The sequence below is a fragment of the Aristaeella lactis genome (assembly GCF_018118585.1).
GTDB classification, from domain to species: domain Bacteria; phylum Bacillota; class Clostridia; order Christensenellales; family Aristaeellaceae; genus Aristaeella; species Aristaeella lactis.
Genome location: NZ_CP069421.1, coordinates 612,308 through 635,040, shown reverse-complemented (window position 1 = coordinate 635,040; position 22,733 = coordinate 612,308). Strand labels below are relative to the sequence as shown.

General features: G+C 55.1%; 16 protein-coding genes. 7 read left to right on the top strand and 9 right to left on the bottom strand.

What is annotated here, in order from left to right:
- Positions 1 to 101: 101 nt before the first annotated feature.
- From JYE50_RS02975 to JYE50_RS02950, 6 genes are all read left to right on the top strand, one after another.
- The gene (locus JYE50_RS02975; RefSeq protein ID WP_084094303.1) at positions 102 to 3,191 is read left to right on the top strand and encodes an alpha-mannosidase; all 3,090 of its coding nucleotides are present in this window, start codon (positions 102 to 104) and stop codon (positions 3,189 to 3,191) included.
- A gap of 221 nt (positions 3,192 to 3,412) precedes the next feature.
- A complete protein-coding gene (locus JYE50_RS02970; RefSeq protein WP_084094301.1) occupies positions 3,413 to 4,675 on the top strand; it encodes an extracellular solute-binding protein in 1,263 nt (420 codons plus the stop codon).
- A 63-nt stretch (positions 4,676 to 4,738) separates the two neighbouring features.
- Positions 4,739 to 5,626, top strand: coding sequence for a carbohydrate ABC transporter permease (locus JYE50_RS02965; RefSeq protein WP_084094300.1), 888 nt, complete (start codon positions 4,739 to 4,741; stop codon positions 5,624 to 5,626).
- Entirely contained in the window at positions 5,626 to 7,188 is a 1,563-nt protein-coding gene (locus tag JYE50_RS02960) for a carbohydrate ABC transporter permease (RefSeq protein WP_283399137.1), read from the top strand. The genes JYE50_RS02965 and JYE50_RS02960 overlap by 1 nt, the downstream gene beginning before the upstream one ends.
- A 1-nt stretch (position 7,189) precedes the next feature.
- Positions 7,190 to 8,284, top strand: coding sequence for a phosphotransferase enzyme family protein (locus JYE50_RS02955; protein WP_084094299.1), 1,095 nt, complete (start codon positions 7,190 to 7,192; stop codon positions 8,282 to 8,284).
- Between the two features lie 235 nt (positions 8,285 to 8,519).
- Positions 8,520 to 9,494, top strand: a complete 975-nt coding sequence (locus JYE50_RS02950; protein ID WP_143763475.1) for a TraB/GumN family protein — start codon at positions 8,520 to 8,522, stop codon at positions 9,492 to 9,494.
- A 62-nt stretch (positions 9,495 to 9,556) separates the two neighbouring features.
- Here JYE50_RS02950 and JYE50_RS02945 read toward each other — a convergent pair whose 3' ends face one another.
- From JYE50_RS02945 to JYE50_RS02915, 7 genes are all read right to left on the bottom strand, one after another.
- Positions 9,557 to 10,969 carry a phosphoglucomutase/phosphomannomutase family protein gene (locus JYE50_RS02945; protein ID WP_084094297.1) on the bottom strand — a complete coding sequence of 471 codons (1,413 nt, stop codon included), beginning with the start codon at positions 10,967 to 10,969 and terminating at the stop codon, positions 9,557 to 9,559.
- Between the two features lie 13 nt (positions 10,970 to 10,982).
- Positions 10,983 to 12,041, bottom strand: a complete 1,059-nt coding sequence (locus JYE50_RS02940; RefSeq protein ID WP_084094949.1) for a phosphotransferase enzyme family protein — start codon at positions 12,039 to 12,041, stop codon at positions 10,983 to 10,985.
- A 96-nt stretch (positions 12,042 to 12,137) separates the two neighbouring features.
- Entirely contained in the window at positions 12,138 to 13,595 is a 1,458-nt protein-coding gene (locus JYE50_RS02935; RefSeq protein WP_084094295.1) for an extracellular solute-binding protein, read from the bottom strand.
- A gap of 92 nt (positions 13,596 to 13,687) precedes the next feature.
- Entirely contained in the window at positions 13,688 to 14,617 is a 930-nt protein-coding gene (locus tag JYE50_RS02930) for a carbohydrate ABC transporter permease (protein ID WP_283399136.1), read from the bottom strand.
- Positions 14,617 to 15,600, bottom strand: coding sequence for an ABC transporter permease (locus JYE50_RS02925; protein ID WP_283399135.1), 984 nt, complete (start codon positions 15,598 to 15,600; stop codon positions 14,617 to 14,619). Before JYE50_RS02925 ends, JYE50_RS02930 begins: the two co-directional genes overlap by 1 nt.
- A 31-nt stretch (positions 15,601 to 15,631) precedes the next feature.
- Positions 15,632 to 16,861, bottom strand: coding sequence for an acyltransferase domain-containing protein (locus tag JYE50_RS02920; protein ID WP_084094293.1), 1,230 nt, complete (start codon positions 16,859 to 16,861; stop codon positions 15,632 to 15,634).
- The gene (locus tag JYE50_RS02915; RefSeq protein WP_084094291.1) at positions 16,858 to 18,120 is read right to left on the bottom strand and encodes a Gfo/Idh/MocA family protein; all 1,263 of its coding nucleotides are present in this window, start codon (positions 18,118 to 18,120) and stop codon (positions 16,858 to 16,860) included. The genes JYE50_RS02920 and JYE50_RS02915 overlap by 4 nt, the downstream gene beginning before the upstream one ends.
- Positions 18,121 to 18,408: 288 nt before the next feature.
- Between JYE50_RS02915 and JYE50_RS02910 the strand changes: the two genes are divergently transcribed.
- Positions 18,409 to 19,419 carry a LacI family DNA-binding transcriptional regulator gene (locus JYE50_RS02910; protein WP_084094289.1) on the top strand — a complete coding sequence of 337 codons (1,011 nt, stop codon included), beginning with the start codon at positions 18,409 to 18,411 and terminating at the stop codon, positions 19,417 to 19,419.
- A 79-nt stretch (positions 19,420 to 19,498) separates the two neighbouring features.
- Here JYE50_RS02910 and JYE50_RS02905 read toward each other — a convergent pair whose 3' ends face one another.
- Entirely contained in the window at positions 19,499 to 20,584 is a 1,086-nt protein-coding gene (locus JYE50_RS02905) for an ABC transporter ATP-binding protein (protein WP_084094287.1), read from the bottom strand.
- 1 nt (position 20,585) lies between these two features.
- Positions 20,586 to 22,679, bottom strand: coding sequence for an ABC transporter permease (locus JYE50_RS02900; protein WP_283399134.1), 2,094 nt, complete (start codon positions 22,677 to 22,679; stop codon positions 20,586 to 20,588).
- Between the last annotated feature and the right edge of the window lie 54 nt (positions 22,680 to 22,733).

The following is a 22,733-nucleotide window of genomic DNA, read 5'->3' as shown; positions in this document are numbered from 1 at the left end:
TGCCCACTTCGCCTCATGGTCGTATGATGGCAGTAGAGAAAAGTTCTGATGCATTGGTATGATTCTTTCCATTTTTGAAACATCAATATAGGGGGATTCGTATGATCAACGAGATCGCCGATCAGCTGAATCGCATAATAGAAGCCCTGGCGGCGGACTTTTACCATCCGCTGGGTTCCATCCCCCTGGAAGGATTCAGGGAGGAACAGGATATGACCCTGTCCGAAGCCGAAGCCGCGCCGCGTACCCCATGGCCGGCGGGAACGGTCTGGGGCAGCCCCTGGGAATACGCGTGGATGTTCGGTTCTTTCACAGTCCCCCCGGAAGCCGCCGGAGAGCGGATCGTCATGAACCTGAATCCCGGAGGGGAAGCCACGGTTTTTGTCAACGGAAAACCCTTCGGCGCGCGCAGGGCTGACCGGATGGATCATCCCCATCATTATATGGTGGACCAGACCGTCTGCATCTGTGCTTCCGGCGGAGAGAGCTTTACCGTTGCCATTGAGGTATACGGCGGCACACCGCTTCCGGACCAGCGCTCCCTTCCCGTTTTCCCCGAAGCCGGGGTTGCTTTCACTCATACCGCATCGTCCGTTGTCGGAGAGAATACCTTCGGCTGGTGGAATGAAGAGGCCTACCAGCTTTGGCTGGATCTGACAGTCCTTCGGGATGTGCACCGGTATCTGGATCCTGATGACGCTTTCAGCGAAGCTCTGGAAAAAGGGGTTGCCGATCTCCTGGATACGCTGGATCTTGAGCAGCCGGTCACTAACCGCCGGAAAGCCTGTACCGCTGCCCGCTTAATGATTGCCCCGCTTGTTCATGCGCATAACGGAACCTTCGCTCCGTCCATAGGGGTAACAGCCAATTCGCATCTGGATCTTGCCTGGCTCTGGCCCATGGCTGAAACCCGCCGGAAAACAGCCCGTACCTTTGCGGCGCAGCTCCGTCTGCTGAAAGAATATCCTGAAGCTCTGTTCCTGCAAAGCCAATGTGCTGAATATGAACTCTGCCGGAAACACTATCCGGATCTTTTTGAGGAAGTAAAGAAAGCCATTTCAGAAGGACGCTGGATCGCGGATGGCGGGATGTGGGTCGAACCGGATACCAACCTTGCCGGCGGAGAGGCGCTGGTTCGTCAGTTCCTTTACGGCCGCCGTTACTTCCGGGATGTGCTGGGTGTGGAAAGCCGGGTGGCCTGGCTCCCCGACACCTTCGGATACAGTGCCGCCCTTCCCCAGATCATCAAAGGCTTCGGAATGACCGGCCTGACAACCCAGAAGATTTTCTGGTCCTATAATGACGCGGAACCCTTCCCGCACCACGCCTTTCTGTGGCGGGGGCTTGACGGTTCCGTAATTCCCGGTTTTCTGCATATGGCTTATGAAACCCGGGTGGATGCCGCTTCTGTTCATAAGCACTGGACAAGCCGCCTGGAAAGAGACGGAAGCCGTGATTTCTATCTTCCCTTCGGTTACGGAGACGGCGGCGGAGGTCCTACGCGGGATGATATGGAACTGATCCGCCGTCAAAGGGACCTGCAGGGCGCCCCGAAGCTTTACTGGACCACACCCGGGGAGTACCTGAAAAAGCGGAATAACGGTTCCCTTCCCATTGTCCGCGGTGAACTGTATTTCCCTTGCCATCGCGGCACTTATACAACCCAGGCTATGATCAAAAAAGGGAACCGTCGTGCGGAGCATATGCTCCGTGTCTGGGAGATGCTTGCTGCCATGGCCGCTTTCACCGGCCGTGCCGATTATCCCGCCGCGGCTCTGGAGGAAAGCTGGAAACTGCTGCTGACCAACCAGTTCCATGATATCCTTCCCGGTTCCGCCATATCCAGAGTCTATGAGGAAGCACGCATGGACATTGCCCGCGTCAGGGATACCGCACTCCGCGGGTCAAAGAATGCCCTTCTCTCCTTCTGCCGGAACGGCCAGGGGCTCACCGTATTCAACCCTTCCTCCCATCGGATTACCCGCGTGATCCAGGCGGATATCCGTTTTGCGGAGGGTGCGGTCACCCGGGAAGGTGTCCGTTTCCAGGCTGCGGAGTATAAGAACGAGGCACTGGTTCTGGCCAGCCTGGAGCCCATGTCCGCCGTCACCATGTACCCGGCCAAAGTCCCTGTACACAGCCGTGCTACCGTCAGCCGGAAAGGAAAAAACTATGTGCTGGAAAATTCCTGCCTGCGGGCCGTGTTTTCCGAGCGGGGCGAACTGACTTCCTTCGTACTGCTCCAGGACGGACAGGAAAGAATCCGTTCCCATTCCAACGTTCTCCATCTTTACAGGGATCTTCCCCGTCGTTTCGATGCCTGGGACCTGGACAGCCAGACAGAACGCCGGGAGATTCCAATGAATGCGGACTGCACTGCTGAGATTGTCTGCCCCAGCGGCATCTTTGCTGAACTGAAGATCACAACCCGTTTCTCCTCTTCTGTCATTACCCAGTGGATCCGTCTCACAGCCGAGGAGGAACAGCTGGAATTCATCACGGAAGCGGACTGGCAGGAACGCCACCGCCTGCTGAAGGTTACCTTTGACACTGGCATTGATGCCGACAACGCGGATCACCAGATCCAGTTCGGTCATCTTTCCCGTCCCGCCCATCGTTCACGCCGGTATGATACCGACCGTTTTGAAGTCTGTGCCCATGCATGGACCGCGCTGCGGGATGCTTCCCGCGGGGCTGCCATCCTGAACGACTGCAAATATGGCGTCTCCGTCAATGACGGCGTCATCGGCCTCAGTCTCCTGCGAGCGCCGACTTATCCGGACGCCGAGGCGGACCGTGGACGGCATCGTTTCATTTATGTCTATCGTGCCTGGAACGGTCCGCTGGAAACCTCCGGTGTCACAGAAGCAGCGGAAGTCCTGAATGACCCGCTGATCACTGTTCCCGGTTCCTCCGTTCCGCTTCGCCTGCTGACCTCCAGCGATCCCTCGGTTTCCGTTGAAAGTGTCAAGCTGGCGGAGGACGGCTCCGGTGACCTGATCATCCGCCTGTTTGAGAGCATGGGCGGCTCCCGTACCGTTGTCATACATCCGCATCTTCCCTTCGGCGGAGCCCGTCTTTGCTCCCTGGCGGAAGAACCGGGTGATATTCTGCCTGTCAGGGACAGTACGTTCACACTGTCCTTCCGTCCCTTTGAGATCAAAACGCTGCGTCTCTGCCGCAGGAACTGACCGCGTATCCGCACCGGCTTTTCGTATCGGAAAGCCGGCTGTTTTTTCGAAAACCGTCCATGCTTTTCAGGACAACACAGGCAGCGTTTTCACCTCCCGCGGTATACAGAACGCAGGAAAAATCAAGCGTTTCCGGATTGACAAAGGCCCTGTGTAACAGTATACTTTTTTTATCATAAGCAGCCGGTTTCGCTGCGAAAAAAAACATATGGAGGTATACCATGAAGAAATTCCTCTCTGTCATTCTGGCCCTGTCTTTGTTCCTGTCGTTGGCCGTTGTTTCTGCCCACGCGGAAGACATTACGCTGGACGTCATCATTGCCCAGTACGGCAACAACACCCAGAACTGGTTCCTCGGTGACGGCATGGACGGTTCCAACTTCGTCGCGAAGTTCGAGGAAGCCAATCCCGGCATCAAGCTGAACCTTGAAGTTGTTTCCTGGAATGACCTGTACACCGTCGTTTCCACCCGGATCAGCAACAACAACGCGCCGGACATCCTGAATATCGACGTGTTCGCTGATTACGCCAATGAAGGCCTGCTGATGCCTGTTTCCGACTACTGCCCGGAAGAGCTCTTCAACGACTTCTTCCCCCAGTTCATCGAGCAGTCCGTGATTGACGGCACTGTCTGGGCCGTTCCGGACCTGGCATCCGCCCGCGCTCTGTTCTACAATGAAGACATCCTGAAGGAAGCCGGAGTGGAAAAGGTTCCGGAAACCTGGGCTGAACTGGAAGACGCTTCCCAGGCGATCCTGGATGCCTTCGGCGGCGAAGTCTATCCCTGGGGTATCGACATGACCACAGATGAAGGCCAGGCTGCTTTCGCCTACTACACCTGGGGCAACAACGGCGGTTTCGTGGATGAAAACGGCGAATGGGCCCTGAATTCCGATGCCAACGTCGAAGCCATCGAATACGCCATCGGTCTGGTGAACAAAGGCTTCACCAATCCGAACCCTGCCACCCAGACCCGTTACGATATCCAGGATATGTTTGCGGCCGGCAAGATGGCGATGATCATCGCCCCGAACCAGCTGCCCACCTATATTACCGAAAAGGAAGGCACCGTGGTTCCCGGCACCGCCGCGCTGCCGCACAATGAAGGCGCAGCCTCCAGCTCCGTTGGTGTTATGGACCGTATCATGGCCTTCAAAGACAACGATGCTCCCGATCAGGCTGCCCGCAACGAAGCCATCGGTAAGTTCCTCACCTTCTTCTATGATCCGGCAAACTACGTTGGCTGGGTTTCCATGGAAGGCTTCCTGCCTGCCGTGAACTCCGCTGTCGGCGCCCTGGTGGAAGCTGATCCCACCTTCCAGGCCTGGCTGGATGTTCTTGGAAGCGCCAAGTTCTATCCCACCACCAAAGCGGAATGGAACGACGTGAAGCAGGGCGTTATTGCTGTTGAACAGCAGGCCCTCACCGGCGGAAACGTTAAGGATCTGCTGGATGCGCTCCAGGCCCAGATCACCGGTAAATAATTCCGTAATCATCCGGGAGGCCGGAAGCCCCGGCCTCCCCCTTTTTATAACAGGAGAAAGATCATGCGTTCTGTGTTTGTCCGTCATCGTTGGGAACCCTATCTCTGGATTCTGCCCAGCATCCTGCTGATGCTGGTTTTCGTTGTATTTCCCATTGGTATTGTTTTCCGTCTGGCCTTCAGCCAGATCAGCCGCGCCGGTGTTGTCGGCGGTTTTATCGGACTGAAGAATTTCCAGGACGCAGTCTCCTCTCCCGCTTTCCCGCAGGTCATGGTCAACACGGCCATCTGGGTGGTTTCAGTGGTGGGGCTTTCCACCCTCATCGGCTTCATCTGCGCCATGGTCCTCAACCAGCCTTTCCGCGGCCGGAAGATCGCCCGGTCGATCATGGTCTTCCCCTGGGCCGCGTCCCTGGTCATCCAGGCATCTGTCTGGAACTACATCATCAAAATGGAATACGGCAACCTGAACAATATCCTGCTGAATCTCGGTTTCCTTCAGGATCCCGTCAACTGGCGCTCCTCCTACCAGGTGGAGTTCATCTGGGAATGCGCCATCGGTATCATCGTCACGATCCCCTTCGTCACCTTTACCGTGCTTTCCGGTTTACAGTCCATCGACGCCTCTTATTATGAGGCAGCCACCGTTGATGGTGCCGGCTTCTGGAAGAAGCTGCGCCATGTGACCATTCCGCTCGTAAAACCGTCTCTCACGGTTTCCACCGTGCTGAACATTATATATGTTTTCAATTCCTTCCCCATCATCTACACGATTACCAAAGGTGCTCCGGCCAATAAAACGGACACCATGGTCACCTACCTGTATATGCTGGCCTTCTACGACCAGCGGAAGGGCCCGGCCACCGCGCTTTCTGTGATCGGTTTCATCATCCTGTGCATTGCTTCCGGATGCTATATGCTCATTACCATGCGGAAGGAGGATTCACTCTGATGAATACTCTTTCTGCCGCTCCGGCCCCCCGCCGCAGGATCCTGCTGCTGATCGTTTCCGCGATCCTCCTGACCGTCCTGCTCTGTTCCCTGACCTTTCTGCGCTTTTCTTCCCAGCTTTATATCAAGCGTTCTCCCAACACCTTTGTCGGTGATGACAAATACACCACCGTCCGGCAGGAGGTGGAGCTCCAGCTGGAGGAATACCGTTCCCAGGAAGTGGACGCTGTCATTGAGGAACAGGTCATTGAGCGGGTCAACAGCAAAAATGAAACCACCTCGCTGGTGATCTTCACCATCAATGCCGCCAACACCCGCAGCGGCTGGGATCTGCTGTCCGCGGGTCTGCCCTCCTCAACCCTGCTGATCCTGATCCTGGCCCTGTCCGCCGGTGCGTGGATATTTACGGTGTATTCCGCCTTCACCGGAAACCGGGTAGCCGGAATTGCTTCCTTTGTGCTGTCACTGGCGGCCTTCTTCCTGATCCCGGTCATTTTCAACCGTCTGAACCTGGATCTTTCCAGGACAGCGGACCTGGCACAGGCCGGCGGTGATTCTTCTGCCCTGGATCGTCTCCGCCCGGCCCTGGATCGTTTCCTCTTTGCCGGTACCGCGGGAGACCAGCTGGACACCATGCTTTCCGCGCTGAATTACACAGTCTGTGCGGCACCCTTCCTGCTTCTCATTCCCGCGTTCATGTCAATCTGTGCCTCTGTCCTGGCAGCCTGCAAGCCCCTGAAAAAGACGCTCCTCCGTGTTGCGCTTTATGTCAGCGTGATCCTGTTCTCGCTGTTTATCCTTTATCCCTTCTTTGTCATGTTCGTCACCGCCTTCCGAAGCAACGCGGAAACGACCGACATGTATTTCCTCCGGATCCTGCCCTCCCGCTGGGTTTTCAGCAATCTCACCGATACGCTGAAACGCAATGTGCTTCTTTACCTAGGCAATTCACTGCTCATTGCCGGCGGCGCAACAGTGATTGCCATGCTCTGCGGAATCCCGGCCGCGTACGCCATGGCCCGTATGGATTTCCGCGGAAAGAAAGTTTATCTCGGTTTTGTCATCATGAGCCAGATGTTCTCCCCTGTGGTGCTGCTGGTCGGCATATCCCGCCTGATGAACACCCTGCACCTGAACGATACCCTCATGGGCCTAATGTTCATCAACGCGGCCTTTAACCAGGCCTTCGCCATCTGGCTGCTGCGGGGAACCTTCGTCTCCATATCTTCCGAAATGGAACAGGCCGCCTGTATCGATGGCTGCAGTGTGCTCGGTGCCATGCTGCGCATCCTGCTTCCCATGGCCGCCCCGGGCATCGTAACCACCCTGATTTTCGTTTTCATCAACGCATGGAACGAGTATACGGTTTCCACCGTACTGATTTCCACCCAGACAAATAAACCTATCACGGTCGGTATCACCCAGTTCTCTTCCTTCAACATGATCGAATGGCAGTATCTGTTTGCTGCAGCCCTGCTGGCAACCATTCCCGTCGTCATCCTTTTCATGCTCATTGAGAAACACCTGGCTGCCGGCCTGACCGCGGGAGGAGTAAAAGGTTAATATGAAGAACTACCCTGAAATCCTGGATGCCTTCGCCCTGCCGGAAGGAGAACGTACAGCGGTTCCCTTCGGCAACGGGCATATCAACAGCACCTTCATGGTCCGGATCTCCGGAACGGAAAAGCAGTATATCCTGCAGCGCATCAACAGCTATGTTTTCATCCATCCGAAAGACGTGATGGAAAACATCCAGCGTGTCACCGGATTCCTTCGCGGAAAAATCGCTGAGGCCGGCGGAAACCCGGATCGGGAAACCATCACCCTGGTGCCTTCCCGCACCGGTGAAGCCTGTGCAGAAGACGCGGAAGGGCAAGTCTGGCGGGTCATGCTTTTTGTGCCGGATACGTTCAGCCCTGAGCTTCCGGATAACCTGGATATCCTGGAGGAATGCGGAGGCGCCTTTGGCCGTTTTGCCCGCCTGCTGGATGATTTTCCCGCCTCCTCTCTTCATGAGACCATCCATGCCTTCCATGACACGCCGGCCAGGCTAAGCCAGCTGGAAGACGCCGCCCGGCAGGATCCCTGCGGCCGCCTGAAGGATGTACAGGAAGAAATGGCCTTTGCCCGCGGCTGCGCTGCGGAGACACGCGTGCTCACTGACGCCCTGGCAGCCGGAAAACTGCCGTTGCGCGTAACGCATAATGATACCAAGGTCAACAACGTGCTGCTGGACCGGAACACGGAAAAAGCCGTCTGTGTGATCGACCTGGATACGGTCATGCCCGGTTTACTCGCCTATGACTTCGGTGATGCCATCCGGGTCGGTGCCTGCAGCGCCGCCGAGGATGAACAGAACCTGGATCTTATTCATCTGGAGATGCCCAAATACCGCGCCTTCGCACGGGGATTCCTGTCTCAGCTGAAGGGCATGCTTTCCCGGGACGAACTGCTTTCCCTGGAAGCGGGTGCCCGCATCATGACGCTGGAAAACGGCCTCCGTTTCCTGGCCGACCACCTGAAAGGCGATGTGTATTTTAAGATCCACCGTCCCGGCCAGAACCTGGACCGGGCCCGCGCACAGTTTGCGCTCTTCCGGGACATGGAAAAACACAGTGAGGAAATGAAAGCCATCCTGCTGGAACTGTATGAAGGGTAAAATCCTGACGCATGAAAAAGCTTCCCTTCCGGGGAAGCTTTTTTTGCCGGATCCGGCGCTATAGACCGCGGTATTCAGTCATATTGAATATGTTTTATCCCGGTTATCAGACATAGAATTATGGTATCAATTAATCAATCCGGAGGTTTATATGATGCGAAAAGTTATATCGTTTTTTCTCGTTTCCTGCTTTCTGTTCCTTTGTGCCTGTCCCGCACTTGCGGAAGACGCCGGTTTGAAATCCGGAAACATCTTCCTTTACGGAGAAAAGCATTCAGATTCTGCCTGCCTGGAGAAGGAACTGGAAGCATGGTCAGAATGCTATAAAAACGGCATGCGTGATCTTTTTGTTGAGCTGCCTTCCTATACGGCAGCCTTTCTGAACCGGTGGATGCAGGAAGATACGGACGAACTGCTGGATGCGGTCTTCACAGATATGAAAGGATCAAATGATGATTCCCCGCAGACCAGGGAGTTTTACCGCAGCATTAAGACCGCTTACCCCGAAACAATTTTCCACGGTACAGACGTAGGACACCAGTTTGATACAACAGGCGCCCGGTATCTGTCCCTGCTCACATCTGAAGGAAAACAGGATACACCGGAATACCGCCTGGCTGCCCTTACGATTGAACAGGGGCGGAAATATTATGATATTCGCATTACAGATGAAACAGTCTCGGATATATACCGTGAATACTGCATGGTCGATAATTTCCTCCGTGCCTGGGAAGATCTGGACAGACGGGATATCATGGGCATCTACGGATCCGCCCATACCGATCCGTCTTCGCTGGATATGAGCGGATCCATCCCCTGCATGGCCGCTCAGCTGAAAGGCCGTCTTCAGAATGCCGTTTACAGCACGGATCTTACGAAAAACGATGTCATCAGTACAGACACGGTTACGGTTAACGGGAAAGAATATCAGATATCCTATTTCGGAAGCGAGGATATCTCCTCCTGGGCACAGGGTTACCTGAAGCGCGATTTCTGGCGGGTGGAAAACGCTTATGACGACCTGAAGGACTCTCCGCGGACCGGCAACTGGCTTCCTGCCGGCAACTATAACATGGTCATCAATCCGGGCGAGATCTATATTGTTGAATATACACAGACTGACGGCACGCTGGAACGCCTGTATTATCTTTGCGACGGAACCTTGTATAACGGGGTTTACAATACATTCAACATCACCGTAAGTGAATAAAAACGTCCCTGGAAAACCCAAACCGGGAATCACACCCCTGTGATTCCCGGTTTGTTTTGGTTTTACTGCAGTCCGGTGAAAGCAGCCATCTTCCGGACCAGCGCTTCCGCTTCCTCCTGTGTCGGCGCTTCCGCGAAAACCCGGATCCGCGGTTCCGTACCGGAAGGACGCACGATCACCCAGCCGTTTTCAAAGTATACCTTGCATCCGTCCATATAGTTGACCCGCACCACCGTCTGTTCAAAGGATGGCAGTTTCTTCTCCTCCATGATCAGCTGATGGATCTCTTCCTTCTTCTCATGTGTCAGGGCCCAGTCGTATTCCGCTGAATGCGCTTCTCCGTAGCGGCTGTACAGGTCCTGCACCAGTTCGCTGAGTTTTTTCCCGCTCACGCTCAGCATCTCCACCAGCAGGCTGGCCGCGTACAGGCCATCCTTACCGGCAATGTGACCCCGGACCGTCAGGCCGCCGGAGGACTCACCGCCGATCAGGGCATCATGGGCTTCCATTCCCGCGGAAATATGCTTAAAGCCGACCGGCACCTCAATGCATTTCTCCCCGTGGGCCTCGGCAATCCGGTCCAGCAGGTGTGTGGTCGCGATATTCCGCACCACCGGTCCCTTCCAGCCCTTCTCCTCCAGCAGGTAGGAATAAAGCAGCGCCAGCGTTTCATTGGCGGTAATGTAATTGCCTTTTTCATCAATAATGCCCAGCCGGTCGGCATCGCCGTCCGTGGCGATACCCACGTCCGCGTTATGTTCCTTCACCGCATACTGCAGGTCCACCAGCGTGTCCGGGTTCGGTGCCGGCAGGTGACGGCCGAAGAAGGCATCGTGACGGTCATTGATCACATCCACGTCGCACCGGGAGGTGTACAGGATCGTCTGCAGTCCCGTCAGGCTCACGCCGAACATAGGGTCCAGCACAATCCTCAGCCTGCGTTTCCGGATGGCTTCCGTGTTCACCTGGCGCAGGATGGAATCCAGGTAGCTATCCCGCGGATCAATAATCCGGATGATCCCCGCGGCCTTCGCCGCCTCAAAATCCATACTCCGGATTTCATCCTCCGTCAGCTGGTTTGCCGTCTGCTGAATGGCTTCCGTCACGTCCTGGGCCGCGTCCCTTCCCCCGGCCGTAAACAGTTTGATCCCGTTCCAGATGGCTGGGTTGTGGCTGGCTGTCACCATTGCGCCGTATGGAAGCTTCTGCTCCTTCACTGTGAACATAATCTGTGGCGTTGGGCAGCTCATGTTTACAAAGTAAACCGTCACGCCTTCCCCGGCCAGCACCTCGCAGAACCAGATCAGTGCTTCCCGGCTCAGGAAACGCCGGTCATAGCCAACGCAAAGCCCTTCTTCCGCGCAGCCTTCCTGCTTCATTCTCCGCGCCAGTGCCGCGGCTACCCTCCGGATATTCTCCCGGGTAAACCCGTCCCCGATGACGGCTCGCCAGCCGCCTGTGCCAAATTGTATCATGGTTTGCCTCCGTTCAGATCGCGCTCATCATTTTCCGGATGATGCCGTCGTTTTTTTCCATTTCCCTGGTCAGTGCCATCTGGGTCCTGGTCCTGTCCAGATTGTGCTCCGGCCGTTCTATATGATAATAGGTGTCCCCGTTCAGGTAATCCGTCAGGAACCTCACCGCGTTTTCCAGTGTGATGATCCGCGCGCCGTCGGGCAGGGTTTCCCGCTCCGCTCTGGTCAGCCGGTCGCCGCAGGAGCCGAGGAAGCCTTCCGCGTACGCCCTGTACAGTTCCAGATCCAGGTGTACCTTGTCCAGGTCTTTTTCATCCTCTTCCGCCGTGGAGGCGCCGAAGCGGATGGAATCCCCGAAATCATTGGCCGCCAGTCCGGGCATCACAGTATCCAGGTCCAGGATACACAGCGGCTCTCGGGTCTTCTCATCCAGCATCACGTTATTCAGCTTTGTGTCGTTGTGGGTCACGCGCAGCGGCAGCCCTCCTGCCCGCAGCATCCGCTGCAGAAGCCCTGCACCTGCTTCCCGCTCCAGCATAAAGCCGATTTCTGGCTGTACATCTTTTACCCTGCCGGCCCGGTCTTCCCGGATCGCTTCATGCAGCGCCTCATAACGTTTCGGTGTGTCATGGAACCCCGGAATGGTTTCCGTCAGCTGTTCCGCCGGGAAATCCGCCATCTTTTTCTGGAATGATCCGAAGGCAATACCGCTGTTACGGAAATCTGCTGCTGTTTCAGCCCGGTCCAGGCAGACTCCTCCGGTCACATATTCATACATCCGCCACAGTTCCTTCCGGCCGTTCAGGATATAATCCCTTCCGTCCCTCAGTTTCACCAGCGTCATCACATGCCGCGGATCGGGATCCTGTTTCCGCAGGTGTTTCGTTACCATCAGGATATTGTTCATCAGGCCTTCCGGATCCCGGAAGGTTTCTGTGTTCACCCGTTGCAGAATATACAGATGGGGCTGGTTGGTCACCACCAGCCAGGTCTGGTTGATATGACCGGATCCAAAGGGTACGCACCCGATGATGGTCCCCTCTGTCCGGAACTGCTGCGCCGTTTCACGCATATCTTTTCTCCTGTTTTCAGCCTTTTTCCGCAAAATACCGGCAGGAGGAACCCTCCTCCTGCCGGCAGTGCTGATAATTGATTGTTGAAATGAATCTTATTTTCCGGCCATAAACTCTTCCAGCTGGCGGTTCACTTCATCCACGTATTCGTTGATGCCTGCCGCTTCCAGTTCAGCAATGGCTGCCGGATAATTCTCGTCAAAGTCCACATAGCCGTAGAGGATCGGTGCAAGCTTCTTCCATGCTTCAGAGCAGGAGGTCTCGATGAGCTGCACGTTTTCATTGTTGAAGTTGAAACCGAACATGGCGGAAACCTGAGCGTCATTATCCCAGTTCAGATAGTTTTCAATGTATTCCTTGCTCACATCACCGGGGAACACCTGATAGTTGGCGTTGCGGAACATCCACTCGTAGAAGAATCCTTCTCCCTGAGCTGTTTCGCTCAGCAGCTTCAGCGCGCCGGTCTCGTCCAGATCCCAGTCCTTGCCCTTCTCGCCGTACAGGCAGAACAGGTAATTGTCCTGGCTGCCCCACAGCCATGCAAGGAACTTCAGGGCGCCTTCCGGATTCTTCGCGGAATACGGAATGCACAGCACTTCACCGCCGGCGGTGTTGATGTAACGGGGCTTTTCGGGTGCCAGCAGATAGTTGCCCATCACAGCGTTCGGATCAGCGGTTTTCACCTTGTTGCCGATCTCCAGGTCCTTGGCCAGGGAGCCTTCCACCCACAGGTACAGACCTGTCTGAACGCGGGATTCACGCTCGTTGTACTTGATGGCCAGTTCATCCTGGTACAGGCCGTCCAGGAACATTTCCCGGTTGAACTGAGCAACCTTCTTGAAGGCGTCGGTATGGGCGTAGCTGTATGCCTTATGAGTATCTTCGCCGAAGACCACCAGGTCCTGGTAGCCCACCCAGAAATACTGTTCATCAGCAAAATAACGGGTCAGGGGCTTGAAGATGATGTCTCCGGGGCCGCGGTAGCCTGGCAGCTGGTCCTGCACACGCTCGGCGAATTCACGCAGATCCTCGGCCGTCTTCACTTCAGTCATGCCCACCTGCTCCAGCAGATCCTGCCGCAGGCAGACAAACTGGAACATAGCGGAAGCGGGTGCATAGGCGGACGGAATACCGTACTGTACACCGTTGATTTTGCCGCCGGCCATCTGGGTTTCCGGCAGGACGTTTTTCATGTATTCAGGCCAGGCCTTGGCGATCAGGTCGTCCAGGGGCTGGGCTTCCTTGTTGTTCACCATGCTGGACAGGTCCGGCAGGCCGTCCCAATACAGGTCGATGGTTTCATTGGCAGCCAGCATAATCTTCTTCTGGTCCCAGTAGGAATCCCAGCTCAGGAACCGGAAGTTCACTTTCATATTCAGGTCTTCCTTCACCTTCTGGGCAAAGGCGCCGTTGATGAATTCGGAAAACGCGTCGGTCTCCTCACCGGGATACAGGATCGTGATCTCCTCCAGGTCGTCTGCCTGCGCCATCAGCGGCACAGCCAGGGTCAGCACCAGCGTCAGCGCCAGCACCATTGCCAACAGTTTCTTCATGTGTTTACCCTCCTTCTATTTTCATAATATGCTTAACGCATTATGAATCATGATAATTATTCGTTTCCGCATTCAGCCTTCATCATTCTGAATTACTCTTTAACCGCTCCCGTCATGATGCCCTTGACAAAATACCGCTGAATGAAGGGATACAGGAAGATAATCGGTCCGATCGTAAGGATCGTTACGGCCATCTTTGCGGTTTCCGCGGGCAGCTTTATACCTGCCGCCGCACCGGATGGCACCCGGCCGCTGTTGATTGCGTTCACATTGGACATCATGTGATACAGGAAATACTGCAGCGGGTACATATCCCGTTTGTCGATGAACATCAGCGCGTGCCACCAGTCATTCCAGTAGCACAGGGCATACATCAGGCCAACTGTCAGCAGTGCCGTAATGCTCAGCGGCAGGGCAATCCGGAAGAAGATCGTCATATGTCCTGCGCCGTCAATCTTGGCCGCGTCATAAAGGCTGGGACTGATAGCCCGGAAATAGGTTCGCATCAGGAACATGTTCCATACGCTGAACATAGCCGGCAGGATCAGGCCAAGCATATTATTGCGCAGGCCGTACCAGTTAACACAGATTACATACCAGGGGATCAGGCCGGCGGAAAAAATACTGGTGAAGTTGCAGATGAACGCGATCACGTTCCGGTATTTCATTTCCCGCAGGCTGATAGCGTAGGAAATCATGCAGGTAACCAGCATCGATCCCGCGGTTCCGACTATCGTGATAGCAATCGTTACCATGTATGAATTCATAATCTGCACTTTATTTTCATTCAGCAGATATATATATGTGTTCAGGGACAGTTCACTCGGGATAAGCCTGTAGCCTTCCTTAACAACTGTTTCATCCGGCGTGAAACTCACTACAATCGTCAGCAGCATCGGATACAGGCAAATCAGTCCGAAGAATCCGACAATGATGTAGGCCAGGATCCGCGCCCAGCGGTCTGCTTTGCTGCGGTGTATATGACCGGGATGGGGCTTTGCGGAACGAAGAGTCATACTCATCAGAACAATCCCTCCCCGTCATTGATCTTCTTGGCCAGGGTGTTGGCCAGGACAATCAGGATCAGGCCCATCACACTCTGGCACAGGCCGATGGCTGTACTGAAGCCGAAGCCCATTGTACGCATGGACGTATAAACATACGTATCAATGACCGAAACCTCGTCCAGCAGCGTACCGTTCTGACCCACCAGGCCCCAGATCATCCCCATATCGCCGTAGAAGATCCTGCCGATGCTCATCAGCGTCAGGACCACCACATTGGGTTTCAGCATGGGTATCGTCAGGTACCGGATCTGCTGGAACCGGCTGGCGCCGTCAATGGTAGCCGCCTCGTACAGGCTGCCGTCAAACTGGGACATGGCAGCCATGTAGATGATGGAGTTATACCCGGCCCATTTCCACACATCCAGGAAAATGATAATGGTTCTCCAGTATTTCGCTTCCGCGTACCATCGGACGGGATTTGCGCCCAGAGACATGAGGGCACGGTTTACAACACCGTTGGCTCCCGTCGCAATGAATTCGCCGGTTTTCCGGTCCATCCGGAAATTGGCTGTCAGAAAACCGTACAGGATTGCGCCTACAACGACCCAGCTCAGGAAGTAAGGAAAGAACATCGCGCTCTGGCTGATCTTCTTGAAAGGGCCGTTTTTCACCTCGTTCATCGCGATGGCGATGGTAATCGGCACAATGGTGCCGAAAATCAGTCCCCAGAAATTGATGATCAGGGTGTTCCTCACTGCTTTCCAGAAATATGGATTTCCCTTCAGAAAATAGGAGAAATTCTCGAATCCCACAAAGGCAGAGCCGAAGATACCATCCTTGACATTGTATTTTGTGAACGCCATATATATACCGCCCATGGGCAGGTATGCAAACGCAAGGAGCAGCAGCAGCGCCGGTACGCACATCAGGTACAGTGTCCGGTTGTGCTTCATTTCCCAGCGAAAACCGCGTTTCGTGGGCAGGATCGTTTTCTGCACGAATCTCTCCTCCTTTCTCTTTTATAACCATTCAGGTTTCATAAGGATTCTTTCCGATTTGCGGAACCTCTTCCCGCAGCAGGAACATGCCTGTGGTATGGAACCGGTCTCCCCGTGCCCACACATCAAACATTCCGCGCTCCAGGCTGTTCCGGGGCGTCAGCTTCCGGTAATCCGCGTTTTCGTCGCCCAGAACCTCCAGCCTGATCATCCGGTCGCCTTCCTCCACGGGATAGCAGTAGAACTGCTTCTGGACCCGAACGATATTCCGGTCCGGTTTCACGATCTCCCGCAGGCCCGGATCATACAGCCAGCTTTCGCTCCAGAATCCGATGTAATGGTATTCCGGATAATACCTGTCATAGAACGCCAGTGCCTTTTCACAGCTGCTCTTCACGCGTTCCGGCGTGTAGCCTTCCCCGCCCGGAATATGCAGTGCCAGCAGATAATCGTCATCTCCCAGCGCCTTGCGCCAGGTTTTCTTATCCAGTGTCACAACTTCCGGGGAAACAAGGCCTTCCGGCAGCACCCGGTTGCCTGTCACCGTATCGTTCGTTTCCCTGAACACGGTAGTGAACGCTTCAGGATCATGGATACCGTTCACGCCGTCGATCTGGCCGTCCCTCCGGATCCGTACACCCGCGTGCCACAGGGCTGTCACTTCACCGGTTTCCGTGTTACGCCAGGCTTCCGGTGAACCGCCCCAGCGGTACGGTATAAAGTAGAACCGGTCCAGGAAAAAGATCTGGCAGCAGTAGAAGTTCATATCCCAGGGATAATCGTCAAAGCTGATATCCCCTGTCTCTGCATATTTCTTCAGCTGCTTCCTGGTCATCCGTTCCGGGATATCCGCGTCATATTCTTCCGGAATGCCTCTTTTGCGCAGCGCTTTGCGTCCTTCCAGTACACACAGCTGGGTGTAGAGGAAGGCGTAGGCTTCCCTGGCAAAGCCGGTGAGGCATTCTGGCCTGGGCTGATGGAATTCCACCGCGTGACACCGCACCAGTCCCCTCACCGCGTCCTTTGCCATAACGTGGGCAAGCTCCACCAGTTCAGGAACCTTGTTGGCTTCCTCCAGTGCTTCCAGAAGCGCCGCCTGCTTTTCAGCCGGAACATGATTGGCGGTCAGAACCGAAAGCAGTGTCTCCCGGGGCAGCAGTTCCTTTTCATCCGCCTCCAGGTCGCTGATGTGTTCCTCCATCGCTTCCGGAATAATATTTCCGGTGATCCGCAGCAGTTCGTCCAGTCTTTCCGTTGTCATGCCTGCTGCTTCCTTTCATGCTTTCTTCGGAAATCAGCAATGCTGATCACCTGTCCCGTAACCCGGGCTTCTTCGGCGGCGCAGGCCATCATGTGGCTTTCGACCGACTCATGGATATCTGTGGCGGATTCGCTGATCCTGCCTTCCAGCATAGCCAGGAAATCCTCCACAATACCGCTGTCGCCGCCGCTGTGTCCGCTTGTGCTTTCCTCCGGATGGATGATCTCCGTTTCGCCGGGGGTAATGCCGTTGCTGGCAAAGCGGGTGATTTCGATGACATTTTCATCTTCATTGGCCCGGATTTCACCGTCTTCGCCCATGATCTTGATGGTCCGCATCATCCGGTTGGTGAATCCGCTGAGGTTGAAAGTGGCTGTCACGCCGTTTGTAAAGCGGAGAATGGACACCTGGTGATCACAGACGTTATTGTCGCAGTGATATACGCATCTTCCGTAGGGGCCGGTCCGGATAGCTTCCCGGAGTCCCTCCTCGCTCTGATCTTCCGTCAGTACGGCCGCGGGCCAGTTCGGGGCCACAGGAAGGTAACAGCGGTAGGCACTGAACCGGCAGCTGTCCTTCAGCGGGCAGTCACAGCAGCGTTCCGCCGCGCCTTCGGGAGCGTTTTCCGCTTTGAAATAGGTCAGGTCTCCGAAAGAGGCGATGCTTTCGCATCCGCTTCCTGCCAGCCATACCAGCAGGTCCATATCATGGCAGGACTTCTGCATCACCAGCGGACTGGCCAGGTCGCTTCGTCTCCAGTTGCCCCTCACAAAGCTGTGTGCAATATGGAAGTTGCCGATGTTTTCATTATGCTGAATGGTGATCACCCGGCCGATTTTCCCGTCCGTAACAGCCTTTTTCAAAGCCCTGAAAAAAGGACTGTAGCGCAGCACGTGGCATACTGTCACATGTCTTCCGGTCCTCACCGCGGTTTCCTCGATCTTCAGAGTCTCTTCAGGATCCGGAGAGATGGGCTTTTCCAGCAGCAGGTGATAGCCTTTTTCCATCGCCGGAATGGCTTCCCGGAAATGATCGCGGTCCATCGTCGCGATGATGGCGGCATCCCCCAGCTTCGGCTGTGCCAGCAGGGTTTCCCCGTCTGAAAAACGATATTCAGCCGGAATACCGAAAGTTTCGCCGGCGATTCTGCGTTTTACCTCATCGGTTTCCGCAACGGCAGCGATCTCATGTCCCATTTCACAGGCGTATTTCGCGTAGATCATTCCACGCTGCCCTGCACCGATCAATACAAACTTCATATCCGGTCTCCCTGATGAAACTTTTGTTTTTTGTTTACTAAACATTATCATATGTTTCAGCTGATGTCAACAGATAATTTCGGTATCGATATCCTTTTTCTTCATTATTATATAAGAACGTAACAAAAACATTTTTGTTTCATAAACAACTTGACACAAAGTGTTTCTTCCTCTATGATTAAGATAATTCCAGGGGTTTTTCACATGGTTTTATGCTGCTTCAGGCAGTTGTTTCCTCCTGTGTATCATTTTGTTTCAGGCCTTCTTTATCAGAAAGGACGAAGCTTTATGGCAAATATCCGTGATGTGGCCCGGCTGGCCAATGTTTCCCCGGCTACAGTCTCCCGTATTCTGAACGACAATCAGATATACAAGACCACCGATGAAACAAGGGAGCGGGTTCTGCGTGCCGTTACGGAACTGGGATACCAGGCCCCGTTGAAAAAGCGTCCGCACGCCTCTGTTCAGGAAACCTCCGGTTTCTCTGTCGGTGTGCTGCTGGCCGCCACAAAGGGAAAATACAGCGATCCTTATTATCTGGCGATCCTCGGCGGCATTGAGGATGAACTTGCCCGCCTCGGCGGCACTGTTTCTGTCATTCAGACAGAGCAGGAACTGGAGGATCAGGCGATTCTGAACCGCCTGCTGAGCGCCGGCCTGTCCGGCCTGATCATGATGCGTCCCCTCTCAGAGCCGCTTTTTGAGCAGCTTCATTCCCTCATCCCGCATATTGTAGGGATCGATACGGGCCACATGCCCATCGATAATGTGGAATATGATCATCTCCGTGTCAGCAGGATGGCCGTGGAATACCTCTATGCCAAAGGCCACCGTGCGATCGGCTACATCGGCGGAAGCGTCGGCGACGCGCCGCTGAAGCGCTCCCGCCGCTATCGCAGTTACCTTGAGACCATGGCGGATCTTGGTCTTGAAGTCAAACCCGAATGGGTGCTGAACTGCGGCTGGGATGACCGGAAATGCATTTCTCTGGTGGAAAAGACATACCATGACCATGGTCTTCCCACCGCCTTCTATGCTGCCAGCGACCTGATGGCCATGGCCGCCCTCCGCGCCTTGTATCAGCTGAATATCCGTGTTCCGGATCAGGTAGCGGTCATTGGCATGAGCAATATTGAAATGAGCCAGTACGCCAATCCCCCGCTGACAACGATCGACGTTCCGGCTGTTGAGATGGGCATCACTGCCGCCCGGATCATCGCTGCCCGTGTCCGCGGTGATACAACCCTGCCGAAGCGCGTGCTGCTCCCCTCCCGCCTGATCGAGCGGGATTCCGTCTGACCTTCCCTTTTTCTCCCCCATAAAAGCAGAGCCGGCCATCTGGCCGGCTCTGTCTTTTATTCTTTCTGTGAGGTGCTGATCAGGTTTCCAGAAGGTGAGCGCATTCGCTGCGGAAGGAAATGTACGCTTCATCTCCCACCTGGTAGGTTTTCCGTCCGATCGGGCAGTTATCCGCGATCTTGACGAGCGTATCTCCCACCCTTACATGATAGTTCTGGTAGGATCCCATGAAGCAGCTCAGCTCCACCTTGCAGGGCAGCTGACCCTGATCCGCGATTTCAATGGCTTCCGGACGAAGCACGATCTCAGCGTTTCCGATCGTTTCCTTTTCGGAAAGCACCCTGACCGGATGGCCGTAAACCTCCGCGATTACTTCGCTGCCTTCCCGTCCGGTCACTGTGCAGGGCAGGAAGTTGCATTCGCCGATGAAGTCCGCAACGAATTCGCTGTTCGGATGGTAATAGATCTCTGTCGGAGAACCCATCTGTGCGATCACGCCGCCCTTCATCAGGATGATATTGTCCGAGATCGCCATGGCTTCACTCTGGTCATGGGTCACATAGATAGCCGTAATGCCCAGTGCCTGCTGGATCCGGCGGATTTCTGTACGCATCTGGACCCGCAGCTTGGCATCCAGGTTGCTCAGCGGTTCGTCAAACAGCAGCACACCGGGTTCCACCACCAGCGCCCTTGCCAGGGCGACACGCTGCTGCTGTCCGCCGGAGAGCTGGTTGGTCATCCGCTGCTCCATGTCAGAGAGCTCCACCAGCTTCAGGATGTTTGTGACCCGCTCCTTAATCTCTTCCTTCGGAACTTTCCGGAGCCGGAGACCGTATGCCACGTTGTCAAACACATTGTAGTGCGGGAAAAGTGCGTAGCTCTGGAACACCATTGCCGTATCGCGCTTGTTGGGCGTCAGCTCATTGATCGGTTCCCCGCCCAGGTAGATTTCACCCTCGTCAGGGCTTTCAAAGCCCGCGATCATCCGCAGGGTGGTCGTTTTGCCGCAGCCGGAAGGTCCCAGCAGCGTCACAAAACTGCCGGGTTCAATCTCCAGTGCCACGTCATGCACGGCATAGAAATCCTTTCCCGTCTTGGGATCCTTATAGATTTTGGATATGTGATCCAGGCGGACGCCCTTCGGTTCTTTTTTATTCGCTGCCATATCACTTCACCTCTCCCTTGATCTTTTTGCTCGTACCGAAGTATTTCAGCACTGTATTCATGATCAGGATAGCCGCGTAGGTAATCATGATCAGGATCGTGGCGTACGCGCACGCGACGCCGTATTCGCCTTTCTCCGCGTATTCGTTGATCCGGCAGGTGATCAGCAGGAACCGCGGTGTCACCAGCAGGATCACCGCGCTGATGGCGGTAATGGACCGCACAAAGGTGGTTACAAGGCCGGAGAAGAAGGAATCCTTGATCAGCGGCAGCGTCACGGTCATGAATACTTTCCCGCTTCCGGCGCCCATATCGTAAGCCGATTCCTCGATCGATTTGTCAATCTGCCGCAGGGCGGATATGCCGCTGCGGGTACCGACCGGCAGGGACCGGACCACAAACACAATGACGAGGATCAGTCCAGTTCCGTAGATCCCCTGCAGGAATCCGGTCCGGAAAACGCCGCCAGCAAAGCCGCGGATAAATCCAACGCCCAGCACGGTACCGGGCACGGCCATGGCCAGCATGGAAACAAATTCGATAAAGCCTTTTGCCTTGAATTTCCGCTTGACCACCAGATACGAGATGATCATGGACAGCAGCGCTGTCACAGGCGCGGCGATGATGGAGAGAACGAAGGAATCCTTGAATGCCTTCCATCCGCCCTCGCGGAACATCTGCTCAAACCACTTGAAGGAAAGGGAGTAATCCCTTCCCCACAGCTTGAACAGCGCGCCGAAGGGAACAGCTATGTACATCAGGATGACAAACACGGAGACCAGGGTGCACAGGACTGTCAGCGGATAGCGGACGCTCCGGTCCTCGATCAGCATCCTGCCCCTGGACGCTTTGCCGGTCAGCGTGGCTGCCGTCTTTTTCTCCAGCACATATTTCTGGATCAGGAACAGGATCAGCGTCAGGGCCAGCAGCACCACAGCCATGGCGGAAGCGCCGCTGATATCGTATGTACCGCCGGTAATCCGGAGATAAATGGTGGTTGCCAGCGTATCATAGCTTCCGCCGATGATCATCGGGTTGGCAAAGTCCGCCACGGATTCGATGAATGTGACCAGGAAAGCGTTTCCAAGTCCGGGAAGCAGCAGCGGCAGGGTTACGGTCGTAAACACCTTCCACCGGCTCGCGCCCATATCCCGGGATGCTTCCTCCATGGAAGGATCAATGTTCTTCAGCAGACCCTTCAGCATCAGGTAGACCACCGGGAAGAACGTCAGGGTCTGGACGATCACAATGCCCCACAGCCCATAGATATCTGAATCATAGATTCCCAGCAGTTTCCGGGTGATCAGTCCGCTTCGCCCGAAAAGGAGCATCATGGAAAGGGACAGCACAAACGGCGGTGACACCACCGGCAGCAGCGACACCACGTCAAACAGCTTCTTGGTGACACGGCTGCGGATATGGACATATACATCCACATACGCGAACAGCAGGCCGATCAGCAGCGACCCGAAGCCTGTCAGCGCGCCCAGCAGCAGGGTGTTCCGCAGGGCGTTGTTGAATGTATAGTCGCTGAAGATCCGCGGGAATGCGTCCAGCGTCCAGTTGTCCTCATGCAGCTTGATGCACAGGTCCGCCGGCTCAATCCCGTCCATCTTTTTGATAACACGGCCGTTGGTCTTGTATGTCTGCGGCGTTTCCTGCACCTGTGTCAGCTGGTCCATGGCAATATAGACAGCCTTGTCCTTGCTGTTCACCGTTTTGAGGTATACCGTTTTCCCCTGTTCAATGTCATTCATGGTTGCCCGTCCGGCAAACAGTCCCGTGGAGCTGTACAGGGAAACAATCTTTTCCCCGACTCCTTCCGTGGGAGACGTCAGAATCACACAGACCGGCGAACGGTTGTCGCTTATTTCTTCTCCCTTTTCAGAAACATAGACGATCTTTTCGCCATTGACCAGCGGTTCCACGGAATAGAGCCGTGTATCGCGCTCCATCACGCTGTCCATCAGCAGCATGGCAAGCGGATAAAGAATAAACAGCGCCAGGAAGATAATAAGCGCAATGATTGTGATGACCAGGACCGGATCGCCGAAGAACTTTTTCCGGTCCAGGCTTGCGCTCTGACTTCGGGCCACAGGCACTCATCCCTTTCCTATTTCTATCTTGTTCTTTTCTGAAAAGGGGACGGG